12 protein-coding genes and 1 pseudogene are annotated in these 14,006 nt (G+C 46.8%); 5 read left to right on the top strand and 8 right to left on the bottom strand.

What is annotated here, in order from left to right; translation table 11 throughout:
* Nucleotides 1-12 precede the first annotated feature (12 nt).
* The 3 genes from cysI (at nt 13) to J7E26_RS01700 (ending at nt 4,629) form a co-directional block, all read left to right on the top strand.
* A complete protein-coding gene (gene cysI / locus J7E26_RS01710) occupies nt 13-1,731 on the top strand; it encodes an assimilatory sulfite reductase (NADPH) hemoprotein subunit (RefSeq protein WP_214803030.1) in 1,719 nt (572 codons plus the stop codon).
* A gap of 120 nt (nt 1,732-1,851) precedes the next feature.
* Entirely contained in the window at nt 1,852-2,334 is a 483-nt protein-coding gene (locus tag J7E26_RS01705; RefSeq protein WP_214803033.1) for an SRPBCC family protein, read from the top strand.
* Between the two features lie 279 nt (nt 2,335-2,613).
* Nucleotides 2,614-4,629, top strand: coding sequence for a Na+/H+ antiporter (locus J7E26_RS01700; protein WP_214803036.1), 2,016 nt, complete (start codon nt 2,614-2,616; stop codon nt 4,627-4,629).
* A 39-nt stretch (nt 4,630-4,668) separates the two neighbouring features.
* Here J7E26_RS01700 and J7E26_RS01695 read toward each other — a convergent pair whose 3' ends face one another.
* Nucleotides 4,669-5,154, bottom strand: a complete 486-nt coding sequence (locus tag J7E26_RS01695) for a stress protein (protein WP_214803040.1) — start codon at nt 5,152-5,154, stop codon at nt 4,669-4,671.
* Nucleotides 5,155-5,375: 221 nt separating this feature from the next.
* On the opposite strand from J7E26_RS01695, the gene J7E26_RS01690 reads away from it, so the two are divergent.
* The gene (locus J7E26_RS01690; RefSeq protein ID WP_214803042.1) at nt 5,376-6,206 is read left to right on the top strand and encodes an aldo/keto reductase; all 831 of its coding nucleotides are present in this window, start codon (nt 5,376-5,378) and stop codon (nt 6,204-6,206) included.
* Between the two features lie 33 nt (nt 6,207-6,239).
* Here the strand turns inward: J7E26_RS01690 and J7E26_RS01685 are convergent, their stop codons facing one another.
* The 7 genes and pseudogenes from J7E26_RS01685 to modA all read right to left on the bottom strand — a co-directional run bounded on the left by J7E26_RS01685 (nt 6,240) and on the right by modA (nt 12,867).
* Nucleotides 6,240-7,385, bottom strand: a complete 1,146-nt coding sequence (locus J7E26_RS01685) for an ABC transporter permease (protein ID WP_214803045.1) — start codon at nt 7,383-7,385, stop codon at nt 6,240-6,242.
* 1 nt (nt 7,386) lies between these two features.
* Nucleotides 7,387-8,481, bottom strand: coding sequence for an ABC transporter permease (locus J7E26_RS01680; protein ID WP_214803048.1), 1,095 nt, complete (start codon nt 8,479-8,481; stop codon nt 7,387-7,389).
* 22 nt (nt 8,482-8,503) lie between these two features.
* A pseudogene (locus J7E26_RS01675) lies at nt 8,504-9,439 on the bottom strand (ABC transporter ATP-binding protein).
* Between the two features lie 115 nt (nt 9,440-9,554).
* Nucleotides 9,555-10,661: a sensor histidine kinase gene (locus tag J7E26_RS01670; protein ID WP_214803108.1), complete on the bottom strand. Its 1,107-nt coding sequence runs from the start codon at nt 10,659-10,661 to the stop codon at nt 9,555-9,557.
* A gap of 5 nt (nt 10,662-10,666) precedes the next feature.
* Nucleotides 10,667-11,314: a response regulator transcription factor gene (locus tag J7E26_RS01665; RefSeq protein ID WP_214803109.1), complete on the bottom strand. Its 648-nt coding sequence runs from the start codon at nt 11,312-11,314 to the stop codon at nt 10,667-10,669.
* Nucleotides 11,315-11,408: 94 nt separating this feature from the next.
* Nucleotides 11,409-12,092, bottom strand: coding sequence for a molybdate ABC transporter permease subunit (modB, locus tag J7E26_RS01660; protein WP_214803052.1), 684 nt, complete (start codon nt 12,090-12,092; stop codon nt 11,409-11,411).
* Nucleotides 12,073-12,867 carry a molybdate ABC transporter substrate-binding protein gene (gene modA, locus J7E26_RS01655; RefSeq protein WP_214803055.1) on the bottom strand — a complete coding sequence of 265 codons (795 nt, stop codon included), beginning with the start codon at nt 12,865-12,867 and terminating at the stop codon, nt 12,073-12,075. The genes modB and modA overlap by 20 nt, the downstream gene beginning before the upstream one ends.
* A 121-nt stretch (nt 12,868-12,988) precedes the next feature.
* On the opposite strand from modA, the gene J7E26_RS01650 reads away from it, so the two are divergent.
* Entirely contained in the window at nt 12,989-13,915 is a 927-nt protein-coding gene (locus J7E26_RS01650) for a substrate-binding domain-containing protein (RefSeq protein WP_214803057.1), read from the top strand.
* Nucleotides 13,916-14,006: the final 91 nt, after the last annotated feature.

Below are 14,006 nucleotides of genomic sequence, written 5' to 3'. Positions count from 1 at the left end.
GAGTTTTTCAGCATGGTGAACAACATTTTAAAAGCGCCGGAAGGCCCTCCAAGTGATGTTGAGGAAATTAAAGAAAAAAGCGATTATTTACGCGGCACACTGAAGGAAGTCATGCTAGACAGGATTTCAGCCGGCATTCCGGATGACGACAACCGCCTGATGAAGCACCACGGCAGCTACTTGCAGGATGACCGCGATCTCCGTAATGAACGCCAAAAGCAAAAGCTTGAGCCGGCTTATCAGTTCATGCTGCGCGTCCGTATGCCCGGGGGCGTTTCAACGCCGGCACAGTGGCTTGTAATGGATGAACTGTCGCAAAAATACGGCAATCACACTTTAAAGCTCACAACACGTGAGACGTTCCAAATGCACGGGATTTTAAAATGGAACATGAAAAAAACGATTCAAGAAATTAACGCTGCGCTATTAGATACAATTGCGGCATGCGGAGACGTCAACCGAAACGTTATGTGCGCTTCAAACCCGTATCAGTCTGAGATCCATGCGGAAGTATATGAATGGTCAAAGAAACTGAGTGACGACCTTCTCCCGCGCACAAGAGCCTATCATGAAATCTGGCTTGATGAAGAGCGTGTGGCAGGCACGCCGGAAACGGAAGAAACAGAGCCGATGTACGGGCCTCTTTATCTGCCGCGGAAATTCAAAATCGGAATTGCCGTGCCTCCGTCCAATGATATCGACGTTTTTTCTCAAGACCTTGGCTTTATCGCCATCGTGGAAGAGGGTAAGCTGATCGGTTTCAATGTGGCGATCGGGGGCGGCATGGGAATGACGCACGGTGATACGGCCACTTATCCGCAGCTTGCCAAAGTGATCGGATTCTGCAAACCGGAGCAGCTGTACGATGTAGCGGAAAAAGTCATCACAATTCAGCGTGATTACGGAAACCGTTCTGTCCGAAAAAACGCCAGATTTAAGTATACGGTTGACCGCCTCGGGCTGGAAAACGTAAAAGCTGAGCTGGAAAACCGCCTCGGCTGGCGTTTAGCTGAAGCGAAAGCCTATCACTTTGACCATAACGGCGACCGTTACGGCTGGGTAAAGGGCGTTAAAGGAAAATGGCATTTTACGATGTTTATCGAAGGCGGCCGGGTTACAGACTATGAAGATTACAAGCTCATGACGGGCTTGCGGGAAATCGCCAAAGTCCATACCGGTGATTTCCGTCTCACATCGAATCAAAACCTGATTATCGGCAATGTCACAAGCCAGAAAAAGAAACAAATCAGCGAATTAATTGAACAATACGGCTTGTCCGACGGCAGACAGCATTCAGCCCTCCGCCGCGGTTCAATGGCCTGCGTCGCTCTTCCGACATGCGGACTCGCAATGGCAGAAGCGGAGCGTTATCTGCCGAAGCTGATTGATAAAATTGAAGAAATCGTGGACGAAAACGGGCTCCGTGATGAAGAAATCACCATCCGTATGACGGGATGCCCGAACGGCTGCGCCCGCCACGCCCTTGGTGAAATCGGATTTATCGGCAAGGCGCCCGGAAAATATAACATGTATTTGGGCGCGGCATTTGATGGCAGCCGCTTAAGCAAAATGTACCGTGAAAATATCGGTGAAGAAGAGATTCTGAGCGAGCTTCGGACGATTCTTCCGCGCTACGCCAAAGAACGCGTGGAAGGCGAACACTTTGGAGATTTCGTCATTCGCGCCGGCATTATTAAAGCGACGACAGACGGCACCAATTTTCACGAATAAAAAAAGAGGCACAGTATCAAAAATAAAAAAGGATAGAGAAGCGCTGACTAAAGAGCAGCTTTCTCTATCTTTTTTAATAGGGAAAATTGAAGCGCCATATCTATGAGGAGGATTCACATTATGCCAGCAGCAGTAGAGAAGACTGAGGACGGCTATACAGCCGCGTTTCATTGTCTGCTGCATCATTCAGCAGAAACGGTTTGGGCGGCGTTAACTGAAAATGATACATTACAAAAATGGATGCCTAATCTCCAAGTGAAAGACCTTCGAAAAAACGGGGCGATCACATTTCATATGAACGGCGGGACAGGTGATTCTTTTGATATGAAAATAACAGACTTCAAAGAACAATCCTTTCTCCAGTACGAATGGGGGGAGGGCTGGGTGCGCTTTGAACTGTGTCCTGAGAATAACGGATGTTTATTGATATTAAAAGAATATATTCCGGCTCTCAGCGATCATACCTCAAAAGATTTGGCCGGATGGCACGTATGTCTTGATGTATACCGCGCCTTACTGGACGGCCAATATATGGATTTTTCAAAAGACGAATGGGAAAAGCAGTGCGAGAAATACGCCGCGATTATCAATCAGTTAACATGAGCAAGAACAATTTTAGATGAAAAGCGTGTTTTGACATCCTTGTTCAAAACAGGCTTTTTCTCTTGTTTCTATAAAAAGAAAAAGTTTAACCTGCGGCAAAAAAAGTTCGCCGTGAGCGCATTGTGAGAAATTTTAAATAAAAAAGGGTAAAATAAAAGAAGACACATGGGGCGAAAATGATATTGGATTGTCAGATAAATGGCGCTGACCCTTGGAGAAGTGAATAAGACAAGCAATGATCATCATAAATTGATGCAGCAGATGAAGGAGGTCATGCGTTTGGACATATTTTTAGTTGTACTCGTACTATTAACCATCATTGCGATCTCAAATATCATAAATCGATTTGTCCCCTTTATCCCTGTGCCGCTGATTCAGGTGGCGCTCGGTATTATTGCGGCATCTTTTCCGCAGGGGTTGCATTTTGAACTTAATACGGAATTGTTTTTTGTTCTGTTTATCGCGCCTCTTCTTTTTAACGACGGGAAGAGAACGCCTCGTGCGGAGCTTTGGAATTTAAGAGCGCCGATATTGCTGCTGGCGCTGGGTCTTGTGTTTGCCACTGTGATTGTCGGCGGTTATACGATTCATTGGATGATCCCGGGTATTCCGCTTGCCGCCGCATTTGGGCTGGCGGCGATCCTGTCACCGACTGACGTTGTGGCGGTCAGCGCGCTGTCAGGGCGTGTGAAGATGCCTAAAGGGATTCTCCGTTTGCTTGAAGGGGAAGGCCTGATGAATGATGCGTCAGGTCTTGTCGCTTTCAAGTTTGCGATTGCGGCGGCCGTGACGGGCGCGTTTTCGTTAACACAGGCCGCGTTCAGCTTCGTTCTTATCTCAGCGGGGGGCTTACTCAGCGGTGTCATCATTTCCTTTCTGATCATCCGTTTCCGGTTACTTTTGCGCCGTCTCGGTATGCAGGATGTCACGATGCACATGCTCATTCAAATCCTGACGCCGTTTGTCATTTATCTGGCTGCGGAAGAAATCGGTGTGTCCGGTATTTTAGCAGTTGTGGCTGGAGGAATCACCCATGCGGTCGAGCAGGATCGTCTTGAATCCGCAATGGTCAAACTGCAAATCGTGTCTTCAAGTACGTGGAATATCATTCTATTCATTCTCAACGGTCTCGTCTTCGTCATCCTGGGAACGCAAATACCGGATGTCGTGTCTGTCATTTTTAATGATACCGCGTTTAACAATATGATGGTCATCGGATACATTCTCGTCATTACAATGACGGTAATGATTCTCAGATTTTTATGGGTGCTGTTTTTTTGGAACGGCAAATGGTTCTTTAACAAGGATCAGAGCATTTATAAACCGGGACTGCGCTCCACCTTGCTGATTTCTGTTTCAGGGGTCAGGGGAGCGGTCACGCTTGCAGGGTCGTTTTCCATTCCTTACGTGCTGGCTGACGGCACGCCGTTTCCTGAACGGAATTTGATTCTCTTTTTGGCCGCCGGCGTGATTTTGTGCACATTGGTTTTGGCCACGATCGTGCTGCCGATATTGACTGATAAACAGGAGGATAATGTAAAAGAAAAGAAAGTCAAATTGCTGACAGCGAGACGGAAGCTGATTAAGGCTGCTTTAACGACCATTAAAGAAAACATGAATGATACAAACAAAACAGCGTCTCTTGCGGTCATTGCCGAATACAATGAAAAAATGAAAAATCTCAGATTTCAGCAATTCACTGTTAAAAAGCGCACGAAAAAAGATGAGCGGAAAGTACGCGCGCAGGGCATTCAGGCTGAACAAGAAGAGCTGCTGCGGCTGATAGACCGGGGAGAGATACCGGAAGAAACGGCTGAAAGCCTTCAGGAGAGGTTTGATGAGCTGGAAGTGCTGTACACCAACCCGTTTAAAGTCGGCTTATCAAAGACGAAGCTGAAACGGCTTATATATTGGATATTTTTCGGCGAGCATAAAAAGCCGGAAATGTCGATTTTAAATGAAGAAGGTTTAATTCGCGCAACCCGGGTCAAAACGGCTAAGGCGGCCATTGAAAGCCTGAAAAAACATATGACAGATGAAAACAAAGACGTCACGCTCGCCGTCATATCATTTTACAATCATTTGATCTTCAGGCTGGAAAATATGTATCAAGAGTATAGCCCGAGCCGCCGTTTTGAAAATCAGAAGCTTGAGATTAAGCTGAAGGCCGTACAGGCCATCCGCAACGAAATTCAAACATTGTTCGAAGAACGGGAAGTTTCCAGGGACATGTCACATGAGCTTCGCCAGTACATTAATGATGTGGAAGCGGCAATGCTTGACGGAGGGGAATAAAAAAAGTCCGGCGCACAAGGCGCCGGCTTTTTTTGCATATTACGGGCGATGGAATTCAACTGAATTGCCGTCGCGGTCGAACCAGCCTCTGAAGGCCCAGTTGATCCAGCCGCCGTCGCCTTTATTGGTAAAGCTTCCGTCTTCAAACACCCAAATGCCGTACGTAATCCCGTCATAAACCGCAGAACCGTAAAACTGCACGCCGTTTAAATGATCTTCATACTCCTGGCTCAAATTAAACACCATGACATTATATTTTTGTCCGGAAGCGTAAAAGGAAGACTCCATTAAATTTTTCACAAATCCATCTCGGTTTTGGGCGGATTTAATCGCGTCGGCAATTTTGCCGCCGATTCCTAATACGTCAACGTCGATGTTTAAACCTACATCTTTTGCTGAGATGTCTGAGGATTTCTGTGAGATGTTCTGAGGAGCTGGATTTTCTTTTGCAGATACAAAGGACATAGGAGCGAGTGACAAGGCAGCACCGAGGGCAACAGTCATAGGGATACGCATACGTTTCATTATATTTCCTCCTTTAAGGTTTGATGGGTACAGTTGGTTTTACCCGGTCAGTCACCCAGTTAACCAGATTTTTTATAAAATAGGAAAATAATAACGTTTATGGTTCTCGGGAACTAAAGACGGCTCCCTATAATGGTTTGCGAGCGTATTGTTGGTTTCGGACGGCAAAAATGTGAGATAATAATAAACGTTTACATAATGAATAGAAAGGATGGTTCAAAGTGGCGAAAAGCTTAAAAGATACTGTGAAGCTGCATAATGGCGTTGAAATGCCGTGGTTCGGCCTTGGCGTGTTCAAGGTGGAAAACGGAAGCGTAGCGGCAAACGCTGTCGAAGCGGCAATCAGAAACGGTTACCGCAGCATTGACACGGCGGCTATTTATAAAAATGAAGAAGGCGTCGGCGAAGGCATCAAAGCCTCAGGCGTTGCCAGAGACGAGCTGTTCATCACGTCAAAAGTGTGGAATGAAGACCAAGGGTATGAAACGACACTTGACGCGTTTGAGAAAAGCCTTGAGCGCCTCGGCCTTGATTACCTGGATCTGTATTTGATCCACTGGCCTGGGAAGGACAAATTCAAAGACACATGGCGCGCCCTTGAAAAGCTGTACAAAGACGGCAAAATCCGCGCGATCGGCGTCAGCAACTTCCAGGTGCATCATTTGGAAGAGCTGCTGAAGGACGCTGAAATCAAGCCGATGGTCAACCAAATTGAATTCCATCCGCGTTTGACTCAGAAAGAAGTAAGAGATTTCTGCAAGGCGCAGGGCATTCAAGTGGAAGCGTGGTCTCCGCTTATGCAGGGGCAACTGCTGGATAACGAGGTACTGTCACAAATTGCAGAAAAACATAACAAATCGGTTGCCCAAGTGATTTTGCGCTGGGACCTTCAAAACGAAGTCGTAACGATTCCAAAATCCATTAAAGAGCACCGCATTATAGAAAATGCCGATATTTTTGATTTCGAACTGTCACAGGAAGAAATCGAAAAAATCAATGCATTGAATAAGGACGAGCGTGTGGGTCCGAATCCGGACGAGCTTCTGTTCTAATCAAAAAACAGCCTGTAAAGGCTGTTTTTTTGGTTACATAAATGTCTGTGTCTGCCGGTTGGAGCTGAATCTGTATGCGGCGATCAGCAGAAGGGCGGCGGCAAAAGCAGCAAGAATGGTGATGTTCAGCATAAGGCTGCCAGGTGAGTAGCCGTGCTGTAATTTGTCGACTGTATCAAGCACCCAGTGCTGCGGCAGAAATTCCGCAATTGTCTGCACCGTTTTCGGCATGATATTGACCGGAAAGAAGCATCCGGCCAATAAGCTTGTCGGCACGACGATCAGGTTCAAAAGCGCCGCTGTCGACGCGCTGCTGTTGGAAAAGCCGACGGTAATAAAGGCGATACCGATTACGCTTAATGAGAAAAGCATCAACAGCAGGAAGAGCTGCCAGAGCGGGAACGACGGCAGAATATGAAAAGCGGCGCTCATAAAGGCAACTGCGATGATAATTTGAACAGCCATCACAATCATATTTACCGCGGCATTTGCCAGGACATACTGCTTTGATGTGATCGGCGTTGACAGAAGCCTGTAATACGTTCTGTTTTCTCGTTCTTTAATCATAAGCTCTGACAGGTTGCCCGCGGAATACAGCATAATTATAATGAGATAACCGATAACGGAATACGTCACTTCTTTATAGTTCGAGGTATCCTGTAAGACAGAGGCCGCCGTCTTTATTTGGGAGTGCTTATAATCATCGTACATTGCCTGAAAGGCTTTGGCGTCTCCGCCGGATGACTTGCCCATGGAGGCAATGCTGTTGATGTAATTGTACAAATAAGAGCTGACATAGCCTGTTACTTGGGCGCCTTTCAGTGATGTCATGCTGATGTGCGCCGGCTTCCCGCTTTTTACGCTTTCGGAGAAGCCTTTTTCAAAGGTAATCATCGCCTCCATTTTTCCGGAAGCAATCTTTGACGAGGCGGACGCAGCTGTTTCTTTAGAAATGCTGACATGATCCAAGCCTTTTAAAAATGAAACCGTATCCTGGGACACCTCCCCGCCGTCTTTGTTCATGATGCCGATATGCAGTGTCTCGCTTCCTCCGTTGGCATTGGTCATAAAGGAGAGGAGGACGCCGATGAGCGGCGCGCCGATATAAAGGAGAAGCTGTTTTTTGCTTTTAGTGATCCCCCGGAGTGAGTTTGTAAACAGCCACCAGAAATTTTTCATTTTATATTCCCTCCCGTCTTTGAAACGTTATAACAGCGATAAGCAGAAACAGTGCAGCTAATGTAAGATTTAATCCTAAAGCCGGCCAGGCCGCTGATAGGTCATTCGTATAAATGATTTTGTTGATCGCCCGATTGATCCATGTCAAAGGCGACAGGGCAGAGATTCCTCCGCCATCATATTTATAATAGGCTCCGCCGATGATCGCCATGACCTGAACAATAATGACGGTAATCACCCTTGCGCTTTCGGGCTTTTTTGTCATATAGCTCAAGCTGAGCCCGAAGCTGACGGCCAGAAGGATTTCAGTGGCGAGGATCAGCAGCACAATACCTATATGGCTGCCCCAATTTGCTTTCAATATAAATTTGCTGAAAGCGAATACGGCAAGGATCGTGAGGAAATTAGAAACCAAAATGCCGAGTGCTTTTCCGAGAAAAATGTCGCTTCTCCGGACAGGAGCGGCAAATAAACGGTCCGCTGTATGCCGGATTCTTTCACCCCGGAATAAAGTGCTCGCAAAAATGGCCGCATAAAGCGCGATCATCGTCGTCATGGAAATCGCGTAAAAATCCTTCGCTTTCGGCTCCTTCGCCTTGTTTAACGAGGTTTGCTGAATATAATCGTTTTTTACTTGGCCGGCGGCAGGCGCTGCATGTGCTTTTACGGCTGCCGCTCCCGCTTTATATTGGTTTGTAAAAGCCGTCAGCATGCCATCGACGATTGTTCCGTTAATCCCGCTGTGATCGTTTGTATACACTGTAAAGCCGTTGTTTTCCACAGATACATAGGCATCGGCGTGATTTTCTTTTACGTCTGTCTTGCCTGCTGCTTCCGAATCGGCTTTCTTAAAATACACATTTTCCTTTCGTGCTTCTTTTATGAATGCAGTAAAATATTGAGATATAGGGCTGTTTGCCTGATCGGTATACAGTACTTCGATTTTGCCGACTGTGACCTCTGAGTCAAAGGTGTTCGATAATGCCGCTGTGAAAATCAGCATGAACACAATCGGAAAAGCTAGCATGAAAATAAACGTCCGTTTGTCACGGAAACTCACTTTGATTTCTTTACTGGCAATGTGCAGAATGTTCATTGCAATCCTCCTTTCATTTGAGTCAGTCGCGCAGGCTTCTGCCTGTCAGAGTAAGAAAGACCGTTTCTAAATTCGGCGCTTGTTCCTGTAAGGAGCGGATTTCAATGCCTTTGTCTATGAAGAAACGGATCAGCCGGTTTAAATTATTGACGCCGGTGTCAGAGCTGATTTTGATGCTGTTTTCTTCCATCTGTGCGGCTCTGACGCCGGGAAGTTCTTTGATGTCATCGAGACTGATGCCGCTTACGGACGACACGTCAATAACGACGTCTTTTGTATCAGTAATAATGGAGGTGAGCTGTTCCTTTGAGCCTTCGGCAATCACTTTTCCGTGGTCAATGATGGCGATCCGCGAGCATATTTCCTCAACCTCTTCCATTTAGTGGCTCGTGTAAATGATCGTGCAGCCCATCTCATTCAGCTTTTTCACCGACTGCAAAATATAATTTCTTGATTGGGGGTCAATGCCCACTGTCGGTTCATCCATAATGATCAGCTTCGGCCGGTGGGCAAGGGCGCAGGCGATATTCAGCCGGCGTTTCATCCCGCCGGAAAAATGCTTCGGCAGGTTTTTATGCTTATCACTCAAGCCGACGAATGACAGTGCTTCTTCGACCCGTTCCTGAAGCGCTGCTCCCCTCAATCCGTATAATCCGGCAAAGAATTTCACGTTTTCATAGGCGGTTAATTCCTCGTAAATGGCAAGGTCCTGCGGTACGATTCCGATATTCATTTTCGTAAACTTGCTGTGTTTGAAAATATGTTTTCCGAGAATGAGGATGTCTCCGCCGGTTGGTTTCACCAGTCCCGCGATCATGTTGATGGCGGTGCTTTTTCCGGCTCCGTTCGCACCGAGAAAGCCGAAAATTTCGCCTTCTTTTATTGCAAGCGACAATTGGTCAACGGCGGCATAGTCGCCGAATTTCTTCGTCAGCTGATTAAGCTCCAAAATGTTCATATTTCCACCTCTATGTCTTATGATGCTTTTATTATAAAAAAAAGAATGAACGGCCGTTAGTGCAGCAGTTCATTCCTTTGACATGAGAATCTTCATATTTTTCACATGAAAACCTTCATTTATTAATCGGCAGCAGGGTCGTCACGGAAAACCCGTTCGTTCCGTTAAAAATGACGGTGCCGTTTAAGGCGGCGGCGCGCTCCTCCATCCCGAGCATGCCGAGGCCTTTTTTAAATTGGACGGCGCCGCTCCCGTTATCCTTGACCTCAGCTTTTACCGCTTTGTTCAGCACATGAATATCGATGAAAATCTGCGAAGCCCCGGCATATTTCATCGTATTGGTCAGCGCTTCGGTCGCGTTTTCTTGAATCACTTTCCATTGAATTTGCGACAGTCTGTCTAAATCGCCCGTATGCGTAAACGGAATGGACATCCCATGCTTGGCAGAAAATTCGTCTATAAATGTTCTCAGCCTGTGAATGCCCATTTGTTCAGGCGGAGGCTTCATATTTTTCAGCGTAATGCGGATATCTTCAATGCCTTCCTTGGAAATGTGAATGGCGTTTTGCAGCAATTCGGCCGCCTTTTCCGGATGGGCGTCCAGCATTCGTTTCGCCGCTTCCATTTGAATGAGCGCACCTGTCATGGAATGGCCGATCTGGTCATGGATGGCTTGTGATAATCTGTTTCTTTCCTCAAGTTTGCCGGTGTATTCCGATTGCTTGATGTATTCCGTGCTGTTATTCAGCCGTTTCGTCAGCTTTTCTATGCTCGACCGCATGTTGTCTGACTGCTCTTCGTATTTTTTCAGGCGTGTGCATGATTGCTGAGCCAGCACAAATATCGCCAGGCATAACAGCGTAATGGCGGCATAGGAGGGAAGATCGCTGAACGGCACAAATAAAACCGGAACAAATACGAATAAGCAAAAAAAATAGCGGCGGAAAGAATATTCGGACAGGACATCGAAAATGACGGGCGGGAGCAGAAACAAAAACGCAGGATGGGCCCGCATCGAAAGCCCGGCGGTAAATACCAATGCCAAAAGGACAATGCCGCGCCTCCAAGCGCGGGGGTTTACCAAGCAAATGGCGATGGCCATGCAAAGGTAAAGGAGCAGAAACAAAACAGCGTACGGCGTGTAAAGGCGATCTTCCGATACGAACAAAAAGGCCGTATAGAAGATGACGATCAGCTTTGTCATCAGCATCCAGAAATCCATACTGTTCAAAGCCCGTTATCCACCTTCCCGGTAATATAATAAATCGCGATTTGAGTTCTGTGCTCAAGCCCCGTTTTACCTAAAATAGAAGAAATGTAGTTGGCCGTCGTTCCTTCTGAAATGAAAAGCTGCTTTGAAATTTCCCGGTTTGACAGTCCTTTTGCGATAAGCGACATGATGCTGAGCTCTCTTTCGGTAAATAAGCTCTCATCAATTTGATGCGCCGTTCCCGCAGGCCGGAGCAGGCTGTCTTTAATTTTATTCAATACGGTATCCTGAAGAATGCTGTGCCCGTTGTAGACGCTTTTAATCGCGTCGCGAATCCGTTCCGGCTCGGTATTTTTTAATAAGTATCCTTTTGCGCCGCTTTTGATTGCTTCTAAAATATATTCATCGTCATCAAATGTCGTCAGGATAAGCGGTTTTGTATTTGTTTCCTCCGCAATCCGTTTTGCGGCTTCGACGCCGTTCATCACCGGCATGCGGACGTCCAATAAGGCGATATCGACGGGATTGTTTTTGCAATAGTCAGCAGCCTCCAGCCCGTTTTCCAGTGTTGCTGATACTGTAAATTCTTCATATGTGTGTAAAATGATTTTCATTCCTTCTCTGATGAAAGAATTATCATCCGCGATAATGACGTTAATCTTCATGGCCGCATCCTTTATCTGTTTTTGTTTCATTATATACCATCCCGATTTTAAAATAAAAAGCCTCCCGTAAAACTTCACGGAGAGGCGATGCTGGTTACACCGGTTTTTTTAATTGAATAAAAAACAGCATGAAAAAAGAAATGATGATAATGCAAATCACCCAAATCCAAGCGAGCGTTTCGTTGCCGGAATCCATTGCGACATAAATCGCGGTCGGCAGAGTTTGGGTGACACCTGGAATGTTCCCGGCAAACATTAACGTTGCCCCGAATTCGCCGAGCGCCCTTGCGAGACTGAGAATGCTTCCTGTCAGTAACGACGGAAAGGCAAGCGGAACAGAAATATGCGTAAAAACCCTCCAGCTTCCGGCTCCGTCTACTCTCGCCGCCCCTTCGATGTCGGGGTCTATCGCGGCGAAACCCGTTTTGGCTGATTGATACATGAGCGGAAAGGCAACGATGGCCGACGCGATCACGGCGGCCCACCATGTGAAGATGACGGGCTGGTGAAAGATCCATTCAATCGCCCGGCCGAAAAAGCTGTGCTTTCCGAAAATGATAATCAGTATAAAACCGACAACGGTCGGAGGAAGAACGAGCGGAAGCATAAAAAGGGTTTCCACAGCCGTTTTTCCGAAAAAACGGGCTTTGGCCATCCAGGCGCCGGCAAGCGTCCCGAGAATGATGACGGCGATGCCCGCAGCCGCAGCCACCTCAAAAGAAAGGGCGACAGGGGTGAAAAACTCCGAAGCCGTCATGTTACTTGGCTGTAAATCCATATTTCTTAAACACTTTCATTGCTTCCTTTGATTGCAGATATTTATAAAATGCCTCTGCTTCTTTCCGGTGCTTCGTATCTTTTACGATTCCAAGCGGATAAACAATCGGATCGTGTGTTTTCGCAGGCGCTTCATCGGTAATCTTCACTTTCTTTGAAATGAGCACGTCTGTTTTATACACAAGCCCGGCATCGACATTACCGGTCTCGACATAGGAAAGCACTTGGCGGACGTCTTTTGCATAGACGACCTTGCTTTTTACTTTATCCCATAATGACAGTTTCGTTAGTGACTGCTTTGCGTATTGGCCGGCAGGCACCGATTCAGGTGTGCCGAGCGCGATTTTTTCCGTGCTGTCTTTTTTCAGGTCATTTAAATGGTTAATGTGTGCGCTGTTTTTCTCAGGCACAACGAGTACAAGTTCATTTTTCAAAAGATCCGTGCTGTCTTTTTTGTCGATATCTCCGTCATTGACAAGCGTATCAAATTTATCTTCGGCGGCTGAGAAAAATAAATCCGCTCCGGCGCCCTGTGAAATTTGTTTTTGTAATGTCCCGGATGATCCGAAGTTGTCTTGGATGGTTACGTTTGAATGAGATTTTTCGTAGTTGGATTGAATTTCTTCAAGCGCATCCTGAGCGCTGGCTGCCGCAGAAACGGTAAGCGTTACTTTTTCGCTTTCTCCGCGTTTGGAGGATTGTCCGGATGAGCACCCCGCAGTCACTAAGAAAACAGCCATGGCCGCAGTTGTTAAGATTGTTGCTTTCTTTTTCAAGATGATTGCACCCCTTATAGTTAAATATCATTAGATCAAACTAATTATAACGTAATTGTACGAAAAGGTGCTGTTTTTTTTCAACATATGAACAGTTATAATAAAAGCGGAGCGTGATAATATGAGCGAAGCCACTTCCTATACGATAGAAGAAGTTGCGGGCCTGTTGAAGGTCTCAAAGCTTACCGTATATGATCTGATAAAAAAAGGACTCATTCCGGCATACAGGGTCGGAAGGCAGATGAGGGTCGATGAAGAGGACTTAAAACAATATAAAACGAATATGAGAACGACTGCAAAGACACCGGTGAAGGAGGCATCAGACATGTCCGGCAGGCCGGAGCCGGAAGAAAGACAGTCTGTCATCATCAGCGGACAGGATGTTTCTATGGACCTGCTCAGCAAGCGGCTGGAGCAAAAGATACAGGCGGCACCGCTCCGCAAATACAGCGGCAGCTTAAACAGCCTGATTGAAATGTACCGGGGAGCGTGCGATATCGTCAGTCTGCATTTATACGACGGCGAGACGGGGCAGTACAACATTCCGTATGTGAAGCGCATCCTGACGGGAGAGCCGTTTGTACTCTTTCACGTCGTGCTTCGGCAGGCCGGATTATATGTGAAAAAAGGAAATCCCCTGAACATTCAAAGCTTCAAAGATTTGAACAGAAAGGATATCCGCATCGTCAATCGTGAAAAAGGGTCAGGCGCAAGAGTGCTGCTCGATGAACAGCTCAGCTTACTCGGCATGAAGCCGTCTGAAGTCGCCGGCTACAACGATATTGTGACGGATCATTTATCCGCGGCGTCTCAAGTTTCAAGCGGGAAGGCGGATGCGGGCGTCGGCGCGCAGCATGCGGCGCATATGGCCGGAACGGATTTTATCCCGATCATCAGGGAGCAGTACGATATTGTCGTATTGAAGCAAAACCGGGAGCTCGTTCAAAGCGTAAAAGACATTCTTCATTCAGAGGAATTCCGGTCCCAGCTGTCTCAATTAGCCGGGTATGATACGAAAATGACAGGACGTCTCTTATACGAAACCTAAAAAATCCCCCCTTTGGAAGGGACTGACCCCCGTTTTTGAGACAGGGATCAAAACACCTTTAAGCAGCCAGCTGCCGGTATATGACCGGCGG

This window comes from Bacillus sp. ISL-51 (assembly GCF_018613535.1).
Lineage (GTDB): Bacteria > Bacillota > Bacilli > Bacillales > Bacillaceae > Bacillus.
Note: the sequence above shows the minus strand (reverse complement) of the source record. Positions and strands in the feature narration are given on the sequence as shown.